This window comes from Achromobacter sp. 1011791174 (genome assembly GCF_059760925.1).
Map to the genome: position 1 here is coordinate 1 of NZ_JCBANH010000070.1, position 23,292 is coordinate 23,292.

Here is a 23,292-nt window from a genome sequence, read left to right on the forward strand (position 1 = left end):
CCCCCTTCCCCGCCCGCGTCGCCCGGCGCCTGCCAGCCGCCGCCCAGCGCCTTATACAGCGCGATCAGGCTGGTGTAGGACGCCGTCTCGGCCACGGCCACCGCGTCCTGGGCGCGCAGCAAGGAACGTTGCGCGTCCAGCACCGTCAGGTAGGGCGTGGTGCCTTCCTTGTAGCGCAGCTGCGCCAGCTCGGCCGCGCGGCCGCTCTGGGCCGCGGCCTGCGCCAGGCTGCCCAGGCGCTGCTGGTTCTCGCCGTAGCCGGTCAAAGCCGTTTCCAGCTCCTCCACCGCGCGCAGCACGGTCTGCTCGTAGCGCGCGACCTCGCCCTCTGAGCGGGCCTGGGCGGCGCGCTTGCGCGCCAGCGCCGTGGGCAGGTGCAGCGCCGGCCAGCTGAGGCCGGGCGACACGCTGAAGGCGCGGCTGGAGGCATTGCCGAAGTCGGCGCCGCGCAGCGCCACGAAACCGAGAAAGCCGCCCAGGTCGATGCGCGGATACAGCTCGGCGGTCGCCACGCCCACGTCGGCATTGGCGGCGGCCATGTTGCGCTCGGCCGCCAGCACGTCGGGCCGCCGCGACAGCAGCGCGCCGACGTCGCCGATCGGCAGGCGGGCCGCCAGCGGCGCCTGCGGCCGCGCCGCCTCCAGTTCGCCCAGCTCGGCGGGACGCAGGCCGGCCAGCACCGCGATGCGGTACTGCGCCAGGCGCCGGGCGGCGGCCTGCTGCGGCACGCTGGCCTGCACCGTCGCCAGCTCGGCGCGGGCGCTGGCCAGGTCGCCCTCGTCGCCGCGCCCGGCCGACACCATGGCCTGGATCACGCGCAGGCTGTCCTCCTGGGTGCGCAGGTTGGCGCGCGCCACCGCCAGCCGCTGCTCGGCGCCACGCAGCTCGAAATAATTGCGCGCCACCTCGGCGGCGACCACGATGCGGGCCTGCGCCAGATCGGCGGCCTGCGCCTGGCTGCGCGCGGCCGCGCCCTCGGCGGCCCGGCGCAGCCGGCCGAACAGGTCGATTTCCCAGGACGCGTCGAAGCCGGCGCGATAGCTCCTGGCCAGATTGCGCTCGCCCTCGGGGCCGGGATTGGCCTGCGACAGGCTGCGCTCGTAGCGGCCGCCGGCCGTGACGGTCGGCAGCTGGTCCAGCTCCTTTTCATCCAGCACGGCGCGCGACTCGGCCAGCCGGGCCTGGGCGATGCGGATGTCGTGGTTGCGCTCCAGCGCCAGGCCGATCAACCGGTCCAGCTGCGGATCCTGCAGCTGCTTCCACCAGTCGCGCTGCAACTGGCCGTTGGAGAACAGCGCCTGTTCGGGGCTGGCCAGCGTCACCGGCGCGGACTGCGGCTTCTGGTAGTCGGGCCCCACTGCGCAGCCCGCCGCGACCAGGGCCAGCGCCAGCGCGGCGGCCGTGGCGCGCAGGCGGGGATAGAGAATCGAATGCTTCATGTCGTTTTCCTCAGGCGGACGCGCCATCTTCCGCGCGCGCCAGCGCCAGCTCGCGGGCGCGCGGCGTATCGCCGGCGGCGCGGTGGTCGCGCGCGAACACGGTGTACACGGTGGGCAGCACGAACAGCGTGAACAGGGTGCCCACCAGCATGCCCACCACGATCACCAGCCCCAGGCTGTAGCGGCTGTGCGCGCCGGCGCCGGTGGCGAACAGCAGCGGGATCAGCCCCACCACCATGGCGGCGGTCGTCATCAGGATGGGACGCAGCCGGATGCGGGCCGCCTGTTCCATCGCGCCGCGCCGGTCCAGGTTGTGGCTGATCTGCATTTCATTGGCGAACTCCACCATCAGGATGCCGTGCTTGCTGATCAGGCCGATCAGCGTCACCAGCCCGATCTGCGTATAGATGTTGATGGTGGCCATGCCCATCGCCAGCGGGATCAGCGCGCCGCAGATGGACATGGGCACGCTCACCAGGATGATGAAGGGATCGCGCAGGCTTTCGTACTGCGCGGCCAGCACCAGGTAGATCACGATGATGGCGAAGATGAAGGTGATCATCAGCGCCGAGCCTTCCTGGCTGAACTGGCGCGCGTCCGATTGCCAGTCATAGCTGAAGCCGGCCGGCAGGTTGCGCGCTTCCCTGGTCAGGAACTGCACCGCGTCGCCCATGGTCACGCCCGGCATGGGAATGGCCTGGAAAGTGGCGGCGTTGAGCTGGTTGAACTGGGTCAGCTTGTTGGGCTCCACGCCCATCGACACCGACACCATGTTCGACAACGGCACCTGCGCGCCGCTGGCGCTCTTGACGTAGTAGCGCGCCAGCGCCTCCGGCGAGATGCGCTGCTCGCGCAGGCTCTGCGGGATCACGTCATACGAGCGGCCGTCCATGCCGAAGCGGTTGATGTAGTTCTCGCCCACCAGCACGGCCAGCGTGTCGCCGATGTCCTTCATGGTCACGCCCAGGCTGTTGGCCTTGGAACGGTCGACCTTCAGCTGCACCACCGGGTTGTTGTAGTTCAGGTCGCTGTCCACCACCATGAACAGGCCGCTGGCGCGGGCCGCCTTTTTCAGCCCTTCCATGGCCTCGTAGACCACCGGATAGTCGGCGGCGCTCATCACCACCATCTGCACCGGCAGGCCGCCGGTCGAGCCCGGCAGCGGCGGCAGCTGGAAGGCGAAGATGTTGCTGCCTTCGACCTGGTTGACCATGGACTGCATGTCGGCCTGGATGGCGTTGGCCGAGCGGTGGCGCTGGTCCCATTGCACCAGATCGACGCCGCCGATGCTGTTGGATACGCCGTCCGAGCCGTTGATCAGCCAGCGGCCGCGCTGCTCGGGCAGCGTCGCCATGACGTCGTCCCACTTCTTGCCGAACTTCTCCACGTAGTCGATGTTGGCCTGCTGCGGCGACTTGACCGCGGTCAGCACGGTGGACTGGTCCTCGATCGGCGCCAGCTCGCGCTGAGCCGCGTTGTACAGGAACGGCAGGCTGGCCAGCACCACCACCGCCACCAGGCCGGTGACCCAGCGGTGATGCAGCGACACGTCCAGCATGCGGCCGTAGGCGTCGCCCAGCCGGCCGAAGAAGCCTTCGGCCAGATGCGCCATGCGGCCTTCGGAGACCTTGCTGTTGAGCAGGAACGAACTCATCACCGGCGACAGCGTCAGCGCGATCACGCCCGACACCACCACCGCCCCCGCCAGCGTGAAGGCGAACTCCTTGAACAGCGAGCCGGTCAGCCCGCCCATCAGCCCGATGGGCGCGTACACGGCCGCCAGCGTGATGGTCATGGCGATCACCGGCCCGGCCACCTCGCGCGCGCCGATCAGCGCCGCGCGCACCGGCGACTTGCCTTCCTCGATATGCCGGTGCACGTTCTCGACCACCACGATGGCGTCGTCCACCACCAGGCCGATGGCCAGCACCATGGCCAGCAGCGTCAGCAGGTTCACGCTGAAGCCGAACAGCGCCATGATGGCCGCCCCGCCCAGCATGGACAGCGGGATCGTCACCACCGGGATCAGCACCGCGCGCAGCGAGCCCAGGCACAGAAAGATCACCGCCACCACGATGATGATGGCTTCCATCAGCGTGTGGATCACGCCGTCGATGGACGCGCTGATGAAGCGCGCCAGCTCGAACGGCACCTGCACATTGGTGCCGGGCGGCAGGTTCTGCTTGATGCCGGGCAGCAGCTCGTTGAGCCGCTTGACGATCACCAGCGGGTTGCCGACGGGCGTGGCGTTCAGGCCGAAGTACACGGCGCGCTCGCCGTCCAGCAGGCCGCTGGAATCGGTCGAGGCCGCCCCAAGCTCAACCGTGGCCACGTCGCCCAGGCGCACGATGGCGTCGCCCTCGCGCTTGACCACCATGTCGCGGAATTCGGCCACGTTGACCAGGTCGGTGTTGACCTGGATGTTGGACACCACGTACAGGCCCTTGGCCTGCCCGGGCGCGGCCTGCACGTTGTTGGCGCGCAGCGCGTCGGCCAGCTGGCCGGCCGAGATGCCGCGCGCGGCCATGCGGTTCGGGTCCAGCCACACGCGCATGGCCAGCTTCTGGCCGCCGTACAGCTGCACGCTGGCCACGCCGTCGATGGAAGAGAACTGCGGCTGCACCACGCGCGACAGATAGTCGGTCAGCGCGGCCAGCGACAGCGTCGAGCTGGAAAAGCCCACGTAGGCCACCGCCGTCGCCTCGCCGGACGACTTGACCAGCACCGGGTCGTATGCGTCGCGCGGCAGGCGGTACTTGACCTCGTTGACCTTGGCCATCACCTCGGTCATGGCTTTGTTGGAATCGGCGTTCAGCTTCATGCGGACCGTGATCACGCTGCGGCCCTGCGTGGACGAGGACGACAGATAGTCGATGCCCTCCACGGTGGCCACGGACTGCGCGATCGGCTGCGTGACGAAGCCCTGCATCAGGTCCGGCGACGCGCCGGGATATTCTGTGGTGACAGTGATGGTGGTGCTTTCGGTCAGCGGATACTGGCGCACCGGCAGTCCGCTCAGGGCGCGCAGGCCCAGCAGCAGGATCAGGGTGCTGACCACCAGCGCCAGCACAGGCCGGCGCACGAACAGATCGGTGAATCTCATGTCGGCCTCCGCGCTACTGGGCCTGAGCCACGGCCTGGGCCGGCGCGGCGGCGTCCAGCGCCACCGTGTCCTGCTCGCTCAGCTCGACCGCCGCGCCGTTGTGCAGGCGCAACTGGCCCGACGTAACGACGCGGTCGCCGGCCTGCAAGCCTTCGCTGACGACCACGCGGCCCTGCATGCGCTCGGCGGTCTTGACGTAGGCCTGGCGCACCGTCAGGCCCTTGCCCTCCTGCGCCGGATTCACCACATAGACCGAATTGCCGTAGGCGGAGTAGCTGACGGCCGTCTCGGGCACGGTGATCACGCCTGGCCGCGCGGGCAGGTTGACCTGTCCCTGCGCGTACATGCCGGCGGCGAGCGCGCCGTCGGCGTTGTCCAGCGTGGCCTGCACGCGCCCGGTGCGCGTGCCCGGATCGACCTGCGGCTCGATGGTGGTGACCTTGCCCGTGAAGGCGCGGCCCGGATGGGCGTCCACCGTCACCCTGACGCTCTGCCCCGGACGCAGCGCGCCCAGTGCCTGCTCCGGCAGGGTCAGGTTGGCGTACATGGTGGACGTGTTGGTCAGCGACACCAGCGGATCGCCGGCCCTGGCGAACTGGCCCAGGTTGACGCGGCGCACGCCCAGCACGCCGTCGAACGGCGCCTTGATGCGCTTCTGCTCGATCTGCGCCTGCACGCGCCTGAGATCGCCCTGGGCCTGGTCATAGTCGGCCTGGGCCTGGTCCAGCTGCTCGCGGGTCGCCGCCTGCAGGGGCAGCAGCCGGCGGCTGCGGTCCAGCTGCGCACGGGCGTTCTTCACCTGCGCCTGCAGGCGGGCCAGCTCGCCCTGCTCGGGCGCGTCGTTCAGCTGCACCAGCAACTGGCCGGCACGCGCGGATTCGCCCGGATTGAACAGGATCTGCGCCACCCGGCCGTCCACTTCGGCCGGCACCTGCACCTGGCGCGTCGCCTCCAGCGAGCCGATGCCGCTGAGCGACACCGGGAAATCGGCCTGCACGGCCGGCGCCACCGCCACCTTGGCGGGCGCCATGGCCCAGCCGCCCTTGTTTCCGCCGCCGCCGTACTTCCAGTACAGCCCCGTCCCTATCGCTGCCGCCAGCACGCATACGCCCGCGGCCCATGCTCCTGCTTTCACCGTCATGATGCTCTCGCCATTTATCAAAGAGTGTGCTTTGATAATCTGCGAAAGCCTGGGACAAGTCAAAATAGCTTAAGTAATGTTGAGGTTAGCAAAAAGCTATAGCCCCTTCTTGCGGCCTGGTTTCTTCTTCACGCGGTCGATGTAGTAGCAGGACTTGAGGCCGCCGTCCTCGGTCGGCGCGAGCGCGAAGCAGTACTCGGTCTGCCTGCGCCCGTCATCCAGCATCACGAGCACCCAGACGGTGGGTTCCGGGTGATGCTGGTAGAGCTTCATGATCGACCAGCGCGGTTCCTTGTACGGACTGGCCGACCACGAGACGATGCGGTCGCCGCCCTCCATGAGCCCCTGGTTGTAGTCGAAGGTGTTGCGCTGGCCCGACTCGGACGCGCCCGCGTGCTGCATGGCTGCCAGCGCATGGGGATTCTTGTCTTCGAAGGCCTGCGCCGCGGCCTGCATGAAGCGCGTCACCGCCTGCTGCTGCCCGGCGTCCAGGCCGTCGAAGGTGATGGATATCTGCGGGGAAGTCGTCATGGGCGGGCGCAACCTTGCGTGCGAAAGACAGGACAGGGCCGCGCTCGAGAAACCAGAACGGGCCGGCCGCGGCGATACCGGCCGGGGGATTCTACGACGGCCGCCGATACACCGGATGCCGGCGGCACAACGCCGTCACCTGCTCCGCCACCCGCGCCGACACGCTTTCCAGCGTGCCCGCCGCCAACGCGTCCAGCACATCGCACAGCCAGCCCGCCAGCGTCTCGCAATCGGTCTGTCCGAAGCCGCGCGTGGTCAGCGCCGGCGTGCCGATGCGCAGGCCCGAGGTGACGAAGGGCGAGCGCGGATCGTTCGGCACCGAGTTCTTGTTCGCCGTGATGCGGGCCGCGCTCAAGGCCGCGTCCGCGTCCTTGCCGGTGTAGGGCCGGTCGGACAGGTCGATCAGCATCAGGTGGTTGTCGGTGCCGCCGGACACGATGCGATAGCCGCGTCGCTGGATCACGGCCGCCATGGCGCGCGCGTTGGCCACCACCTGGCGCTGGTAGTCCTTGAAGGCCGGCGCCAGCGCTTCCTTGAATGCCACCGCCTTGGCGGCGATCACATGCATCAGCGGCCCGCCCTGGATGCCGGGGAAGACGGCGGAATCGAGCTTCCTGCAGAAGTCCTCGTCCTGCCCACGGGCCAGGATGATGCCGCCGCGCGGGCCGCGCAGCGTCTTGTGCGTGGTGCTGGTGACCACGTGCGCGTGCGGCAGCGGGCTGGGATACACGCCCGCAGCGACCAGTCCGGCCACGTGCGCCATGTCCACCCAGAACACCGCGCCGACCTGGTCGGCGATGGCGCGCATGCGCGCCCAGTCCTTGTGGCGCGAGTAGGCGGAGAAACCGCCGATCAGCATCCTGGGCCGGGTGCGCAGCGCGATGCGCTCCATCTCGTCGTAATCGATCAGCCCGGTCTCGGGATCCAGACCGTAGGGCACGATGTGATAGTGCCGGCCCGAGAAATTGGACGGATTGCCATGGGTCAGGTGGCCGCCCTGCGCCAGATTCATGCCCATGACGGTGTCGCCGGGCCGCGTCAGCGCCAGGAACACGGCCGCGTTGGCCTGGGCGCCGGCATGCGGCTGGACGTTGGCGTAATCGCAGTCGAACAGCGCCTTGACCCGCTCCAGCGCCAGGCGTTCGGCCACGTCCACGTGCTCGCAACCGCTGTAGTAGCGGCGGCCCGGATAGCCTTCGGCGTACTTGTTGGTGAACACCGAATCCTGCACCGCCATCACCAGCGGACTGGCGTAGTTCTCGGAGGCGATCAGTTCGGCGTGGTCTTCCTGGCGCATGGCTTCGGCGCGCATGGCTTGCGCCAGTTCCGGGTCGAAATCCTGCAGGGTCGGGGAGGCGATGGTCATGGCTTCAGGTCCTGGTTTCAGTCTGGCCGGCGGCGACAGGGCCGGCGGCATTCGATGGGGTGATGGCTTGGGCGCTGTCGCCGGACAGCAGACGGGCCAGGCGCGCGACGATCTCGTCGATCTGCGCCTCGTCGCAGACCAGCGGCGGCAGCAGGCGGATGGTGCGTTCGCGGGTCACGGTGATCAGCAGGCGCTGTTCGGCCAGCGCCCGGCCAACCAGTTCCTGGCAATTGCGGTCCAGCTCGATGCCGGCCATCAGGCCCTGGCCGCGCACCGCCACGACTTGCGGATGACCTTCCAGCGCCCGCCGCAGCCCGGCCAGCAGGCGCTGGCCCAGCGCGGCGGCGCGTTGCGGCATACCGTCGCGCGCCATGATGTCCAGCACCGTGCAGGCCACGCGGCAGGCCAGCGGATTGCCGCCGAAGGTAGAGCCGTGCTGGCCTGGCGAAAACAGGTCAGCGGCCGGCCCGCGCGCCAGGCAGGCGCCGATGGGAAAGCCGTTGCCCAGGGCCTTGGCCAGCGTCATCACATCGGGCGCGATGCCCGCGTGCTGATGGCCGAACCAGGCGCCGGTGCGGCCCATGCCGGCCTGGATCTCGTCCAGCATCAGCAACCAGCCATGCCGGTCGCACAGCGCGCGCAAGTGCCGCAAGTAATCGGCGCCGGCGACGCGGATGCCGCCCTCGCCCTGCACCGGCTCCAGCAGCACGGCGACGATGTCGTCGCGCTGTTCCGCCAGCTGGCGCACGGCGGCGATATCGTCATACGGCACCCGCAGGAATCCCGGCAGCAGGGGCTCGAAGCCCTGCTGCTTGGCCGGATTGCCGGTGGCCGACAGGGTCGCCAGCGTGCGGCCATGAAAGCCGTTCTCCATCACCACGATCTGCGGCTGCGCCACCTGGCGGCGGTGGCCGTGCAGGCGCGCCAGCTTGAGCGCGGCCTCGTTGGCCTCGGCGCCGGAATTGCAGAAGAACGCCTTTTCCATTCCGGCCAGCGCGCACAGGCGCTGGCCCAGCCGTTCCTGCCACTCGACGCGGAACACGTTGGACGTGTGCATCAGCAGCGCGGCCTGCTCGGCAATGGCCGCGGCGATCTCGGGATGGCCGTGGCCCAGGCTGGTCACCGCCACGCCGGCGATGGCATCCAGGTATTCCACCCCCTGCTCGTCCCACAGGCGCGCGCCGCTGCCGCGCGCGAAGGTGACCGGTTGACGGGCATAGGCACGCATCAGGTGCGTGGCGGCTTGCTGCATGTCGGGAAACTCCAGTTTTCAACCGACGCGCCCCTGTGGCGCGCCGACGATCGATAGGCGGGCGCTCAACGGCCCGGCGCGGGTTTGGCGGCGGCAGGTGCGGGATGCGCGGCCGCAGGCAAGGCGGCCCCCGCTTCGGCCCGCGCCTTGCGGCCCGGCCACCGGCCGTTCAGCGCCAGGTGCGCCAGCAGGCCGATGCACAGGCCCCAGAAGGCGCCGCCGATGCCGAACAGCTTGATGTTGGCGGCCGCCGCCAGGAAGGTGATCAGCGAAGCCTCGCGCGTCTTCGGATCGGCCAGCGCGCAGGCCAGGCTGCCGCCGATGGTGCCCAGCAGCGCCAGGCCCGCCAGCGTGGTGATGAAGGTCGCGGGAAAAGCCATGAAGACCGCCGCCAGCGTGACCCCGAACACGCCCACCAGGATGTAGAACACGCCCGCCGCGATGCCGGCGATCCAGCGTTTGGACGGATCCTCGTGCGACTCGCGGCCGGTGCAGATGGCGGCCGTGATGGCGGCGATGTTGAAGGCGTGCGAGCCGAACGGCGCCATCAGCAGCGAGCCCAGCCCGGTAATGGTCACGATGGGATTGGCGCTGGTCTTGAAGCCGTCGTTGCGCAGCACCAGCATGCCGGGCATGTACTGGCCGGTCAGCGTGATCAGGAACAGCGGCAGCGCCACGCTCAGCATGGCGTTGAGCGAGAACTCGGGCCGCGTGAACACCGGCGCCGCCAGGCGCAGCTCCAGCCCGCTCAGGTCGACGCGCTGCTGCAACAGCAGGAAGGCCAGGCCCAGCGCCAGGATGCCGACCACCGCATAGCGCGCGGTGACGCGCTTGAGGATCACATAGGCCGCGATCAACAGGCCGGCCAGCGCCGGATCCACGCTCACGCCGCCAAAGGCCTGGATGCCGAATTGCAGCAGGATGCCGGCCAGCAGCCCGGCCGCCACGCCCGGTGGGATCAGCCGGATCACGCGCTCGAACCAGCCCGACAGGCCCAGCAGCACGAAGGCCGCAGCCGACGCCAGGTAGGCGCCCACCGCCTCGGCGTAGGGCGTGGTGGCCAGCGCCGTCACCAGGAAGGCGGCGGCCGGGGTCGACCAGGCGGTGATGATGGGCGCGCGCGCGGCCCAGCTCAGGACCAGCCCGGTCACGCCCACTCCGATCGAGACCGACCAGACCCAGGAGGCCGTAAGCTCCGGGCTCAGGCCGGCAGCCTTGGCGGCCTGGAACACCAGGATGAAGGTGCCGCCGTAGTTGACGATGACCGAGATCAGCCCGGCGACGACGGGGTGGGCGAGATCGCTCCAGCGAGCGGGGGAATGCGGACGGACGGAAGACATGGCCTGAATGGGGTTCCTGGAGACGGCGCAGCCGGCATGAATCGATATCCGGATTTATAGTCCTGGAATGGCTGGCTGTTCCCCACCACTTTTTCACATAGATCCAGACCAATTGTGTTCAAGCACGCGCAACTCGAATCCGTCAAAGCCTGGGTCGGCGACCCCGCCCACGGCGCCCTGCCGCTGCACGCGCGCATCCACCGGGCCGTGCGCCAGCTGATCCTGGACGGCGCGCTGGAGGCCGGCCGCCCCCTGCCCGCCTCGCGCGCGCTGGCCCGGTCGCTGGGCGTGTCGCGCGACACGGTGGAGGCGGCCTACGGCCAGCTGCATGTGGAGGGCTTCATCCTGCGGCGCGTGGGCAGCGGCAGCTTCGTGTCCGAGCGGGCGCAGTACGCGCCCGGGCGCGGCGCGGCCCGGCGCGCCAGCCCGCAGAAGGCGGCGCTGCGCCTGAGCCAGCGCGGCAGCGCCATGTTCCAGGACGGCGGCGTGCGCGAATTCCTGGCCCCGCGCGCCTTCGCGCCCGGCGTGCCGGAAACGCGCAGCTTTCCGCTGCCGACCTGGGAACGGCTGACGCGGCAGGTGCTCAAGGAATATGGCGCCCAGGCGCTGCTGCACAGCCCGCCGCAGGGCATGGAACCGCTGCGCCGGGCCATCGCCGACTACGTCAACCTGGAACGCGGCGCGCGCGCCACGCCCGAGCGCGTGCTGGTGCTGACCAGCTCGCAGCAGGCCTTGACGCTATGCGCCACGGTGCTGCTGGACGCCGGCGAGCAGATCTGCATCGAGGATCCGGTCTATCACGGGGCGCGCAAGGCCTTCGCCGCCGCCGGGCTGGAATGCGTGCCCGTGCCGCTGGATGCGGACGGCATGCGGGTGGAACGGCTGGACGATCCGGCCCTGTCGGCGCGGGCCGTGTATCTGACGCCCTCGCACCAGTTCCCCACCGGCGCCACGCTGGCGCTGGAACGCCGGCTGGCGGTGATCGACTGGGCGCGGCGGCGCCAGGCCTGGATCATCGAGGACGACTATGACAGCGAATTCCACTACGCCGGCAAGCCCACCGCCTGCGTGCAGGGCCTGGATCCGCAGGAACGGACGATCTATATCGGCACCTTCACCAAATCGCTGTTTCCCGGCCTGCGCATCGGCTACATGGTGCTGCCGGCGGCGCTGGTCGCGCCCATGACGGCGGCGCGCACGCTGCTGGACGGGCACAGCGCGCCGATCCCGCAGCTGACGCTGGCGCGCTTCATCGATGGCGGGCATTTCGGCGCGCACGTGCGCACCATGCGCGCCGTCTACGCCGAACGGCGCGACGTGCTGGCGCGGCTGGTGGACCGGCACCTGTCGCATTGGCTGCAGGCGCGCGTGCCGGCCGGCGGCATGCAGATGCCCTGCGTGCTGGCGCCGGGCCTGTCCGAGCGCCAGGCGCTGGACGCCGCGCGGCGGGAAGGGATAGACCTGCTGGGCCTCACGGGCCTGCACGCCTCGGCGCGGCACAAGGCCGGGTTCCTGATGGGATTCGCCGCCCATGCGCCGAACGAACAGGAAGTCGCCATCCGTAAGCTGGCCGGCGTGCTGCGCGCGCTGAAGCAACCCTGAAGGGCGTCACGGGCGACCGCCCCATGTGAAAACGCCGGCGATTCCTTGCGGAACCGCCGGCGTCCTGGCCTGAACACGCCGTGGGCGCTCAGCGCACCATGTGCAGATAGTGGCGGTGCCGCTCGTACTGGTCGAGGATGTCGCCGATGACCGCGTCGCGGCTCCAGCCCATGATGTCATAGTCCTGCCCGCCCTCGCGCAGATGCACCTCGGCGCGGAAGTACTTGCGCTCTTCCTCGTCGGCCGCCTCGTCGGGCGTGAGGCTGGGGCGCACGAAGGCTTCCGGCTTCACCGCGTAGGAGAAGTCCAGGTGTTCGCCGTGCGAGACCTCCAGCGCCACGCCGCCGTCGTCCTCGGCGTCCTTGACCTGCACCTCGTAGCCCTGCTTGCGCAGCTCGTCGGCCACATCCTCGAAGGCCGGACGCACCACGTCGGTGATGAAGCGCTGCACATGGGCGCGGCGCGGCATCATGACCATGTTGCGCAGGCGGCGTTCCCAGGACTGGCCGCCGCGCGCCGGGCGCGACAGCGTCAGCGACTGGTAGCGGATGCCGCGCTTGGTGGCGTCCAGTTTCAACGCCTTGAACAGCCCCCACAGCGACAGCAGCAGGATCACCGAGAACGGCAGCGCGCTGGCGATGGTGGCGGTCTGCAAGGCGGTCAGGCCGTCGGCCAGCAGCAGCGCGATGGCCACCGCGCCCATCAGCAGCGACCAGAAGATCCGCTGCAGCATGGGCGTGCGCTCGGCGCCGCCCGAGGCCAGCAGGTCCACCACCAGCGCGCCCGAGTCGGCCGAGGTGACGAAGAACACCGCCACCATGGCGATCGCCACGATGGACACCACGCCGCTCCAGGGCAACTGCTCCAGGAAGGCGAACAGCGCCAGCGAACTGTCTCCCTGCACCGTCTCGGCGAAGCCCTTGATGCCGTCGACCAGGATGAAATGGATGGCCGTGTCGCCGAACACCGTCATCCAGAACAGCGTGAAGCCGGCCGGCACCAGCAGCACGCCGCTGACGAATTCGCGGATGGTGCGGCCGCGCGAGATGCGGGCGATGAACAGGCCCACGAAAGGCGACCACGCGATCCACCAGCCCCAGTAGAACAGCGTCCAGCCGCCGATCCAGTCGGTCGGCTCGTAGGCATACAGGTTGAAGGTCTTGTTGACGATGTCCGACAGGTAAGCGCCGGTGTTCTGCACGAAGGTCTGGAACAGGAACACGGTGGGGCCGGCCACCAGCACGAACAGCAGCAGCACCGCCGCCAGCACCAGGTTGGCCTCGGACAGGATGCGGATGCCCTTGTCCAGCCCGCTGGCCACCGACAACGTCGCCAGCCCGCAGGTGACGATGATGAGGATGATCTGCGTGGTCACGCCCACCGGCACGCCGAACAGATGGTTCAGGCCGCTGTTGATCTGCGCCACGCCCAGGCCCAGCGAGGTCGCCACGCCCAGCACCGTGCCGATGATGGCGAAGATGTCGACGGCATGGCCGATGGGGCCGTGGATGCGGTTGCCGATCAGCGGGTACAGCGCCGAGCGCAGCGTCAGCGGCAGGCCATGGCGATAGCAGAAGAACGCCAGCGTCAGCGCCACCACCGCGTAGATCGCCCAGGCGTGCAGGCCCCAGTGGAAGAAAGTGATCTTCATGGCTTCGCGCGCCGCGGTGGCGGTGCCGCCTTCGCCCACCGGCGGGGCCATGAAGTGCATGACCGGCTCGGCCACGCCGAAGAACATCAGGCCGATGCCCATGCCGGCCGAGAACAGCATGGCGAACCAGGTGAAGTTGCGGTAGTCCGGCTCGCTGTGGTCGGGCCCCAGCTTGATGTCGCCATACCGGCTCAGCGCCAGGAAGGCGACGGACAGCAGGATGATGGCGACCACCAGGATGTAGAACCAGCTGGCGTTGCCCAGGATCCAGCCCTGTATCGACTCGAACAGCGCCTGGGCGGTCTTGGGCACCGCTATCGCGAAGCCGACCAGCAACAGGATGAACACCGCCGCCGTGTAGAAGACAGGCCGGTTGATGGTGGACGGTCGGGTTTCTGAAGTCATGCAGCGCTCCTTTCGCCCGAGGGATGGAAAATGCGATGCGGCGCGGGCCCCCTCAGTCCAGCCTGCGCGCCACCTGCGTCGCGCGCCCGCCGGCGGACCGGCGGGCGGCGTGCTTATTCTGGCGTGGGTTCGCCGAAGACGATGCGGCGGAAGAACGCCGCCAGCACGGCCTCGGTGACTTCGTCGGTGATCGTCTGCGGATCAAAAGCGTAGCTGAACTGCATGCCGTCGGACAGGGCCAAGAGGCCCACCGCCAGTTTTTCCGGCGCCATGGGCAGCGGCGTGCCCACATGCTCGGAAAACTGCCGCACGTATTCGGCGACGACTTCGCGCAGCTCGCGCAGACAGGCGTTGAAGCCGACGCGGAACTGCGGATCCCGCGCCGCCTGCAGCTTGGCTTCCATCCACAACAGGAAACAGTCGTTCTCGCGGTAGTGGGTGCTGTAGTGGCGCAGCACGCTTTCTTCCATCTGCGCGCGCGAGGCCCCTTCCTGCTCGAAGATGGCGCGCATCTCGGCCATGACGTGCTCATGGTCGCGCCTGAGCAGTTGCAGCAACAGTTCGGACTTGCTGCCGAAATTGGAATAGAAGGCGCCGCGGGTATAGCCGGCCTGTTCGGCGATGTCTTCCACGCTGGCGGCCACGAAGCCCTTGGTAATGAATATGGACTGGGCGGCGTCGAGCAGGCGCTGGCGCGTCTGATCGCGGCTCTGCTCTCGGGTTAGACGGACTTTGGACATGTAGGGATTTTAGCATTTGGCCTAAATTTCAAATACAGGATTGAATTTGGATTCATTAACGAATTAGAATCCATTCCGTATTTATTCAATCCGGTGTTTCCCCAAGCACCCCGCGAGGTATCCCGTGACTTTCCCTGGCTCTGACGCGCCCCCGGCGCGCGGTCCCGCCCTGGCGGCGGCCTCTTCTCCCCTGCGCGCCCGCGCCCGGCGCCTGCGCCGCGCGCTGCCGGCAGCGCTGGTCGTGGCGCTGGCCCTGGCGGGCTGCGGCCGCAAAGAGGCCGCGCCGCCCGCGCCCCGGCCCGTCGTCGCCATGCCCGTGCAGGCCGACGCCGCGCTGCCGGCCTGGACCCTGCCGGGCGAAGTGCAGGCGCGCTACAGCACGCCGCTGTCGTTCCGCGTCGGCGGCAAGATCGTCGAACGCCTGGTGCGCCTGGGCGATGCCGTGACGCCCGGCCAGATCGTGGCCCGGCTGGATCCGGCCGACGCCGCCAAGAACGCGGCCAGCGCCCGCGCCCAGCTCTCGGCCGCCCAGCACCAGCTGGACTACGCCAAGCAGCAGCTGGACCGCGACCGCGCCCAGGCGCGCGAGAACCTGATCGCCGCCACCCAGTTGGAACAGACCCGCAACGCCTACGCCTCGGCGCTGGCGCAGCGCGACCAGGCCGCGCAGCAATCGGCGCTGGCCGCCGACCAGCTCAAATACACCACCCTGCAGGCCGACCACGCCGGCGTGATCACCGCCGAGCGGGCCGACACGGGCCAGAACGTCTCGGCCGGCCAGGCGGTCTACAACCTGGCCTGGTCGGGCGACATCGACGCCATCTGCGACGTGCCCGAAAGCCTGCTGGCCAGCCTGGCGGTGGGCCAGCGCGCCAGCGTCACGCTCGGTCCGCTGCCCGGCCAGACCTTCGACGCCGTGCTGCGCGAGATCGCGCCCGCCGCCGACCCGCAGAGCCGCACCTACCGCGCCAAGCTCACGCTGGAAAATCCCAAGCCCGAGGTCCGCCTGGGCATGACGGCCAACATCAGCTTCAGCAACGCCAGCGCCAATGGCGCGGCGACCTACACGCTGCCGGCCACCGCGTTGTTCCATGACGGCAAGGACCCCGCCGTCTGGGTGGTCAAGCCGCAAGAGGACACGCTGGAACTGCGCCGCGTGCAGGTGCTGCGCTACGACGCCCGCACGGTCACGCTGACCCAGGGCCTGCAACCGGGCGAGCGCGTGGTCTGGCAGGGCGTGCATGCCGTGTCGGCCGGCCAGAAAGTGCGCGCCGTGCCGCCGCTGCACCCCGAGGACTTCGCATCATGAGCGGCGTGGATCAACAAGCCGGACAGGCCTCGCATCGCGACGAGGAAGGCAGCTTCAACCTGTCCGCCTGGGCGCTGCGCCACCAGTCGCTGGTGGTCTTCCTGATTTCGCTGGTCACGCTGTTCGGCGTGCTGTCGTACTCGCGGCTGGCGCAGTCCGAGGATCCGCCCTTCACCTTCCGCGTGATGGTCATCCGCACGCTATGGCCCGGCGCCACGGCCCAGCAGGTGCAGGAACAGGTCACCGACCGCATCGGCAAGAAGCTGCAGGAAACCCCGGCCACGGACTTCCTGCGCAGTTACTCGCGCCCCGGCGAATCGCTGATCTTCTTCACCATGAAGGATTCGGCGCCCGCGAGCAAGGTGCCGGAAGAGTGGTACCAGATCCGCAAGAAGGTCGGCGACATCGCGGCCACGCTGCCGCAAGGCGTGCAGGGCCCGTTCTTCAATGACGAGTTCGGCGACGTCTACACCAACATCTACGCGCTGGAAGGCGACGGTTTTTCGTCCGCCCAACTGCGCGACTACGCCGATTCGCTGCGCACCGTGCTGCTGCGCGTACCCGGCGTGGCCAAGGTGGACTACTTCGGCGATCAGCCCGAACGCATCTACCTGGAAATCTCCAACACCCAGCTGACCCGGCTGGGCATCTCGCCGCGGCAGCTGGCCGAGGCCATCAACAGCCAGAACGCGGTCACGCACGCCGGCACGCTGACCACCGAGGACGACCGCATCTTCGTGCGCCCCAGCGGCCAGTTCGACGACGCCCGCGCGCTGGGCGACACGCTGATCCGCGTCAACGACAAGTCGATCCGCCTGGGCGATATCGCCGAGATCCGCCGCGGCTACCAGGACCCGCCGGTCGACCAGATGCGCCTGGCCGGCAAGCCGGTGCTGGGCATCGGCATCACCATGCAGCCCGGCCAGGACGTGGTGCACCTGGGCCGCGCGCTGGCCGCCAGATTTGGCGAGCTGACCGCCCAGTTGCCCGCCGGCCTGACGCTGACCGAAGTCTCCAGCATGCCGCGCGCGGTATCGCACTCGGTGGATGATTTCCTGCGCTCGGTGGCCGAAGCCGTGGCCATCGTGCTGGCCGTCAGCCTGGTGTCGCTGGGCATGCGCACCGGCATGGTGGTGGTGATCTCCATCCCCGTGGTGCTGGCGGTGACGGCGCTGTTCATGGACATGTTCGGCATCGGCCTGCACAAGGTCTCGCTGGGCACGCTGGTGCTGGCGCTGGGCCTGCTGGTGGACGACGCCATCATCGCCGTGGAAATGATGGCGGTGAAACTGGAACAGGGCTGGAGCCGCTCCCGCGCGGCCGCCTTCGCCTACACGAGCACCGCCTTCCCCATGCTGACCGGCACGCTGGTCACCGTGGCCGGCTTCCTGCCCATCGCGCTGGCCAAGTCCAGCACCGGCGAATACACGCGCTCGATCTTCGAGGTCTCGGCCATCGCGCTGATCACGTCCTGGTTCGCGGCCGTGGTGCTGATCCCTCTGCTGGGCTATCACATGCTGCCCGAGCGCAAACGCGAGGCGCACCTGCCCGACGACCACGAGCACGACATCTACGACACCCGCTTCTACCAGCACTTCCGCCGCTGGGTGGGCTGGTGCGTGGACCGGCGCTACTTGGTGCTGGGCGGCACGGTGATCGTCTTCATCGTGTCCATGACCGGCTTCAGCCTGATTCCCAAGCAGTTCTTCCCCAGCTCCGACCGTCCCGAGCTGCTGGTGGACGTGCGCCTGCAGGAAGGCGCGTCCTTCGCCGCCACGCTGCGCCAGGTCGAGCGCCTGGAAAAAGCCCTGGACGGCCGGCCCGAGATCGAGCACATGGTCAGCTTCGTGGGCAGCGGCGCGCCGCGCTTCTACCTGCCGCTGGACCAGCAGCTGGCCACGCCCAACTTCGCCCAGTTCGTCATCACCGCCCATTCGGTGGAGGACCGCGAGAAGCTGGCGCAATGGCTGAGCGGCAAGCTGCGCGAGGAATTCAGCGCCGTGCGCACGCGCCTGTCACGCCTGGAGAATGGGCCGCCGGTCGGCTTCCCTGTGCAGTTCCGCATCAGCGGCGACAAGATCGCCACCGTGCGCGCCACCGCCGAGAAGGTCGCCGCCCAGATCCGCGCCGACGCCCGCACCGTCAACGTGCAGTTCGACTGGGACGAGCCGTCCGAGCGCTCGGTGCGCTTCGAGATCGACCAGCAGAAGGCGCGCGAAGTCGGCGTCACGTCCAGCGACGTGTCCAGCTTCCTGGCCCTGACGCTGTCCGGCTACACCGTGACGCAGTACCGCGAGCGCGACAAGCTGATCAACGTGGAACTGCGCGCGCCGCGCGAGGAACGCGTCGACCCGGCCCGCCTGGCCACGCTGGCCATGCCCACGCCCAACGGCCCCGTGCCGCTGGGCAGCCTGGGGCAGCTGCGCTACGGCCTGGAATACGCGGTGATCTGGGAGCGCGACCGCCAGCCCACCATCACGGTGCAGGCCGACGTGGTCGCCGGCGCCCAGGGCATCGACGTGACCCACGCCCTCGACAAGCAGCTGGACGCGCTGCGCCAGGAGCTGCCTGTCGGCTATCGCATCCAGGTCGGCGGCACCGTCGAGGAAAGCGCCAAGGGCCAGAACTCGATCAACGCCCAAATGCCGATCATGCTGGTGGTGGTGCTGACGCTGCTGATGGTGCAGCTGCAGAGCTTCTCGCGCGTCATGATGGTGGTGCTGACCGCGCCGCTCGGCCTGATCGGCGTGGTCGCCACGCTGCTGCTGTTCGGCCAGCCCTTCGGCTTCGTCGCCATGCTGGGCGTGATCGCCATGTTCGGCATCATCATGCGCAACTCGGTGATCCTGGTGGACCAGATCGAGCAGGACATCGGCGCCGGCCATCAACGCATCGACGCCATCGTCGGCGCCACCGTGCGGCGCTTCCGTCCCATCACGCTGACGGCCGCGGCCGCCGTGCTGGCCCTGATCCCGCTGCTGCGCAGCAACTTCTTCGGCCCCATGGCCACCGCGCTGATGGGCGGCATCACGAGCGCCACCGTGCTCACCCTGTTCTTCCTGCCGGCGCTCTATGCCGCCTGGTTCCGGGTGAAACACGACGAGCGCGCGGGAGCACAACAATGACCACCGTGAAATCCCCGCGCATCCCGGTACGCCTGACCATCCTGCCGCTGGTGCTGGCGCTGGGCGCCTGCGCCTTCGCCCCCGACCGCAAGCCGCCCGCCGCGCCGCAGCCGGCCCAGTACGGCGTGCAGACCCTGCCCGCCGCCGGCGCCACGGCGCAGGGCGTGGCCCAGCGCTATGAACAGGGCGCCCAGCCGGTGCCGCAATGGTGGAAGCGCTATGGCTCGCCCGAGCTGGACGCGCTGGTCGAGGAAGGCCTGGCGAAAAACCCGGACCTGGCCGCCACCGGCCGCTCGCTGGCCGCGGCCCGCGAGCAGCTGCGCGGCCAGATCAACTCGTCCCTGATGCCCAGCGTGGACGCCGGCGGCGAGGTCTCGCGCAAGCGCGCGCTGACCATGCCCGGCCTGCCCGATCCCACCAAGCTCTACAACATCTACACCGGCCAGATCCAGGCGCGCTACGAGGTGGACATCTTCGGCGCCGCGCGCTTCGCCAACGAGGCCGAGAGCGCGCGCGTCGAGCAGCGCGCTTTCCAGCTGGACTCGGCGCGCCGCGCGCTGGCCGCCAACATCGTCACCGGCGCCATCCGTTCGGCCGCGCTGGCCGAGCGGGTCGCGCTGACGGAAAAGCAGGCCGTGCTGTCGCGCCAGGTCGCGCGCGACGCGCAGCGCCGTTACGAGCTGGGCTCGGCCTCGCAAAGCGAAGCGCTGGACGCCGACCGCGACGCCGCCAACCTGGAAGCCTCGCTGCCCGGGCTGTACGCCGAATGGCAGTCCATCCGCCACGCGCTGGCCGTGCTGCTGGGCCGCACGCCCGACCAGGCGCCGCCCGACCTGGCCTTCGGCGCGCTGACGCTGCCCGCTCAGGTGCCGGTGCTGGTGCCGTCGGATCTGCTGGCCTCGCGCCCGGACATCCGGGCGGCGGAAACGGCCGTGCAGGCCGCTGCCGCCAACGTGGGGCTGGCCACCGCGCAACTCTTTCCCAGGCTTAGCCTGACGGCCTCGATGGGCAAGGGCGGATTCAACTGGCCCGGCGCGCTGTCGAGCGCCGGCTCGATCTGGGGCATGGGCGCCTCGCTGACGCAGCCGATCTTCCATGGCGGCCAGCTGCTGGCCGAGCGGCGCGCGGCCAAGCTCATGTACGAGGCCTCGATCGAGCAATACAAGCAGGCGGTGCTGTCCGCGTTCCAGGACGTGGCCGACACGCTGGCGCGGCTGGAAGCCGGCAGCCAGGCGCTGGCCGCGGCCGAGTCCTCGCGCCGTTCCGCCGAACAGTCCTATCGCAATACCGCGAGCCGCGTGCGGCTGGGCGCGCTGGCGCCCTATGCCGGCCGCGCCAGCGAGCAGCGCTTCATCTCGGCGCGATTGGCCGAGGTGCAGTACGCCACGCAGCGGCTGACGGAAACGGCGGCGCTGTTCCAGGCCATGGGTTCGCCGGCGCAGGCGCCCGCCCAGGAACCCGCCAAGGAGGCCGCCGCCCCCGCCGCGCAGCCCTGAACCAGACCCCCGACACGTTCCTCGTGTCTTGGCCCCGCGTCTCCCCTGGCGCGGGGCTTTTTTTGTTTCACGATGACTCCAGTGCCGCGATTCGCTGGACTACGCCAAGGTTCGATACAGCAGGTTCATCAATCACTTAGGCGAGTTCAACATATGCCGGAGCTTTCCAAAAACGGCGGCGACCCGAGCACCGCCAGGAACGCCGCCCGTAAGGCACCGACCATGAAGGAGTTTTGCCACACCTTCATGGAGGACTACTCGAAGCAGCGCAACAAGCCCGGCACGCAGCGCGGCTCTATCAGGGCGTCATTGATCGTTGCATCATCCCGATGCACGCACGGTATCCGCCATCGGGCGACGACTGGCATTGCCAAGTCGGGAGTGCCGACCAAGGTGGACAGGAAGCTCACAGGCCACAAGACCGTGGCGATGTTTATGCATTATGTTCACACCGAGGACAGGCCGGTGCGCGATGCGGCCGAGTTGGTGGCGAATCAGCGGCTGGCGATTACCGGGACATCCCGTTCTATGAAGGTGACAGCATGACAACAAGGAAGACGCCTGCGGCAGCGGGGAAACGCAGCGCCTTACCGGTTGGCTATGCCGGCATCCACGGTGGCATTGTGGAGTTACTGGATGCTGCGCGCCAGGCAGCGGCGCGCAGTGTCAATGCGCTGATGACGGCCAGCTATTGGGAGATTGGCCGCCGGATCGTCGAAGCCGAGCAGAAGGGCAAGCGGCGGGCCGGTTACGGTGAGCAGTTAATGGAACGCTTGTCCGCCGATCTAACGACCCGATTCGGGCGCGGGTTCAGCCCGGACAACCTGGAGAACATGCGGCGCTTCTTCGTTGCTTATCCCTTGTCTGCAATTTCCGAGACACTGTCTCGGAAATCTGGAGACGGACTGCCCATCGAGAATTCCGAGACGGTGTCTCGGAAATTCGACCTCTCAAAACTGGCCCAGGTCTTCACTTTGCCGTGGTCGGCCTATGTCCGGCTGTTGTCGGTCAAGGATGACCATGCCCGCCAGTTCTACGAGGCCGAGGCGTTGCGCGGCGGCTGGAGCGTGCGCCAACTCGACCGGCAGATTGGAAGCCAGTTCTACGAACGTACGGCCTTGTCCAAAGACAAGGCGGCGATGCTGGTCAAGGGGGCAGTGGCCAAGCCCGAGGATGCCGTCACGCCCAATGACGCCATCAAAGACCCGTATGTGCTGGAGTTCCTCGACCTTAAAGACGAGTATTCGGAATCCGACCTGGAAGCGGCCTTGATCCAGCGTCTGGAGTACTTCCTGCTGGAACTGGGTGAAGGGTTCACCTTCGTCGGGCGGCAGCGCCGGTTGCGCATCGACCAGACCTGGTATCGGGTCGATCTGCTGTTCTTCCATCGCAAGCTGCATTGCCTGGTCATCGTCGACCTGAAGCTGGGCAGCCTGACCCATGCCGATGTGGGGCAGATGCACATGTATTGCAACTATGCCAAGGAACATTGGGCCTACCCGGATGAGAATCCGCCGGTGGGCCTGATCCTGTGCGCGGACAAGGGCCATGCTCTTGCGCGGTATGCGCTGGACGGCTTGCCGAACAAGGTGATGGCGGCGAACTATCGGACGGTATTGCCAGATGCCGAGTTGCTGCAAAAAGAGCTGGAGAACACGCGGCGTCTGCTCGAATCTCGCGGAACGCTGTCTCTCAAAGACGACAAGCCGTAGTCGTGTGTCCCGGCGTACCGCCGTCGGGCTCGTGGACTTCACCCTGTGCTTCATGCCGAATCACAGCCATTCGGCGCTGATTCCTGACGCCTCCGGCCTGGATCGTTGATCCGGGCCTGCGCGTGCTGCGCACTTGCCAACGACGGGTGTGTGGCTAAGTGGGGGGTACCGGCCACTTCCATCGTCCCCATCAGCTGCGAGGGATTGGGCGCGGTGACCTGGTTCAGGATGGTGGTGGCGCGATGTTGACCACCGGCACGCCGTTGCTCGTGCCCACGGTTTGACGGCGCATCGAGCCGGATCACCTCTCCGTCGCACGCAACGACACGACATCGTTTGCCGAACGCAGCCTGAACCGATCGACAGGGCCCATGCCCCTTCCTCTTCCTGTCCCGCACCGGCCAGATCAGGCGCGCTCGAGCCCCGCCCGCATGCCCGCGACGATGAAGCGCACCAAGTACTCCGCCTTGTTCTTCAAGTCGCCGGCATGCGTCTGGCCCTCGGAGATGCGTTCGATGCGGCGGTCGAACACGCTCATCACCAGGGCGCCCACCGCGTACAGATAGGCCCAGTGCGCGTAGTCCGGATCCTGCCTGGGCAGCACGGTCCGGATCGCATGGACGAACTCCACGGCGAACGGATCGAAATACTCCGCCACGATGCCGCGCTCGGCTTCGCGCGGGTCCGACACTTCCCTGGCCACCAGCTTGGCGTAGGCCACGCCGGCCTCCCCGCCCTGCGCCTGCAGCACCGGCAAAACCAGCGCGCGGACGATGTGCTCCAGCGGGTCCACGCCCGGCGCGACGGGCGCATGCAAGGCGGTCAAGCGGGCGTCGAGCAGCGTCCTGAAACGCTCGAACAGGGCGCGGTACAGATTCTGCTTGGTCTCGAAGTGATAGACGATCAGGGGCAGGCCCACGCCGGCCTGCGCCGCGATGTCGCGCATGGACACGCCGTCGAATCCTCCCTGTGCGAACAGCTGTTGCGCCGCGTCCAGGATCCGGTCGCGCTTGCTGACGGCGGCGGGCGCCTTGGTCCGGGCCGTGGCCGCTTTCTTGGGCACAGGCTTTGCTGGCATGC

The 23,292-nt window shown here is 68.7% G+C and carries 15 protein-coding genes and 1 pseudogene; 6 read left to right on the forward strand and 10 right to left on the reverse strand.

The annotated features are described in order from the left end of the window. From AC6LJ5_RS21245 to AC6LJ5_RS21275, 7 genes are all read right to left on the reverse strand, one after another. Nucleotides 1-1,439: efflux transporter outer membrane subunit (locus AC6LJ5_RS21245; protein ID WP_498141519.1), on the reverse strand; the 1,439-nt coding region annotated here is incomplete at its 3' end. A gap of 10 nt (nt 1,440-1,449) precedes the next feature. Next, nucleotides 1,450-4,542 (reverse strand): MexW/MexI family multidrug efflux RND transporter permease subunit, encoded by a 3,093-nt coding sequence (locus tag AC6LJ5_RS21250; protein ID WP_498141520.1) that lies wholly within the window; start codon nt 4,540-4,542, stop codon nt 1,450-1,452. Between the two features lie 13 nt (nt 4,543-4,555). Beyond that, entirely contained in the window at nt 4,556-5,683 is a 1,128-nt protein-coding gene (locus AC6LJ5_RS21255) for an efflux RND transporter periplasmic adaptor subunit (protein ID WP_498141521.1), read from the reverse strand. A gap of 96 nt (nt 5,684-5,779) precedes the next feature. Continuing rightward, nucleotides 5,780-6,214, reverse strand: a complete 435-nt coding sequence (locus AC6LJ5_RS21260) for a hypothetical protein (RefSeq protein WP_103273041.1) — start codon at nt 6,212-6,214, stop codon at nt 5,780-5,782. Between the two features lie 91 nt (nt 6,215-6,305). Then, entirely contained in the window at nt 6,306-7,580 is a 1,275-nt protein-coding gene (gene glyA / locus AC6LJ5_RS21265; RefSeq protein ID WP_498141522.1) for a serine hydroxymethyltransferase, read from the reverse strand. Between the two features lie 4 nt (nt 7,581-7,584). Then, on the reverse strand, nt 7,585-8,832 hold the full coding sequence (locus AC6LJ5_RS21270; RefSeq protein WP_498141523.1) for an aspartate aminotransferase family protein: 1,248 nt from the start codon (nt 8,830-8,832) through the stop codon (nt 7,585-7,587). Nucleotides 8,833-8,897: 65 nt separating this feature from the next. Next, nucleotides 8,898-10,172 (reverse strand): benzoate/H(+) symporter BenE family transporter, encoded by a 1,275-nt coding sequence (locus tag AC6LJ5_RS21275; protein ID WP_498141524.1) that lies wholly within the window; start codon nt 10,170-10,172, stop codon nt 8,898-8,900. Between the two features lie 114 nt (nt 10,173-10,286). Between AC6LJ5_RS21275 and pdxR the strand changes: the two genes are divergently transcribed. Continuing rightward, nucleotides 10,287-11,774: a MocR-like pyridoxine biosynthesis transcription factor PdxR gene (pdxR, locus tag AC6LJ5_RS21280; protein ID WP_103273037.1), complete on the forward strand. Its 1,488-nt coding sequence runs from the start codon at nt 10,287-10,289 to the stop codon at nt 11,772-11,774. Between the two features lie 88 nt (nt 11,775-11,862). Here the strand turns inward: pdxR and AC6LJ5_RS21285 are convergent, their stop codons facing one another. Both AC6LJ5_RS21285 and AC6LJ5_RS21290 read right to left on the reverse strand, forming a co-directional pair. Beyond that, the gene (locus tag AC6LJ5_RS21285) at nt 11,863-13,830 is read right to left on the reverse strand and encodes a BCCT family transporter (RefSeq protein ID WP_103273036.1); all 1,968 of its coding nucleotides are present in this window, start codon (nt 13,828-13,830) and stop codon (nt 11,863-11,865) included. Between the two features lie 113 nt (nt 13,831-13,943). Continuing rightward, on the reverse strand, nt 13,944-14,570 hold the full coding sequence (locus tag AC6LJ5_RS21290) for a TetR/AcrR family transcriptional regulator (protein WP_498141525.1): 627 nt from the start codon (nt 14,568-14,570) through the stop codon (nt 13,944-13,946). A gap of 190 nt (nt 14,571-14,760) precedes the next feature. Between AC6LJ5_RS21290 and AC6LJ5_RS21295 the strand changes: the two genes are divergently transcribed. From AC6LJ5_RS21295 to AC6LJ5_RS21315, 5 genes and pseudogenes are all read left to right on the forward strand, one after another. Continuing rightward, entirely contained in the window at nt 14,761-15,879 is a 1,119-nt protein-coding gene (locus AC6LJ5_RS21295; RefSeq protein ID WP_233772851.1) for an efflux RND transporter periplasmic adaptor subunit, read from the forward strand. Continuing rightward, on the forward strand, nt 15,876-19,004 hold the full coding sequence (locus tag AC6LJ5_RS21300) for an efflux RND transporter permease subunit (protein WP_498141526.1): 3,129 nt from the start codon (nt 15,876-15,878) through the stop codon (nt 19,002-19,004). Before AC6LJ5_RS21295 ends, AC6LJ5_RS21300 begins: the two co-directional genes overlap by 4 nt. Next, nucleotides 19,001-20,500, forward strand: a complete 1,500-nt coding sequence (locus AC6LJ5_RS21305) for an efflux transporter outer membrane subunit (RefSeq protein WP_498141527.1) — start codon at nt 19,001-19,003, stop codon at nt 20,498-20,500. Before AC6LJ5_RS21300 ends, AC6LJ5_RS21305 begins: the two co-directional genes overlap by 4 nt. 333 nt (nt 20,501-20,833) lie before the next feature. After that, a pseudogene (locus AC6LJ5_RS21310) lies at nt 20,834-21,046 on the forward strand (tyrosine-type recombinase/integrase); the annotation flags it as partial. Further along, entirely contained in the window at nt 21,043-22,212 is a 1,170-nt protein-coding gene (locus tag AC6LJ5_RS21315) for a PDDEXK nuclease domain-containing protein (RefSeq protein ID WP_103273031.1), read from the forward strand. The pseudogene AC6LJ5_RS21310 and the gene AC6LJ5_RS21315, both read left to right, overlap by 4 nt. A 406-nt stretch (nt 22,213-22,618) precedes the next feature. On the opposite strand, the gene AC6LJ5_RS21320 is transcribed toward AC6LJ5_RS21315, so the two are convergent. Next, nucleotides 22,619-23,290, reverse strand: a complete 672-nt coding sequence (locus AC6LJ5_RS21320; protein ID WP_392409700.1) for a TetR/AcrR family transcriptional regulator — start codon at nt 23,288-23,290, stop codon at nt 22,619-22,621. Nucleotides 23,291-23,292 lie beyond the last annotated feature (2 nt).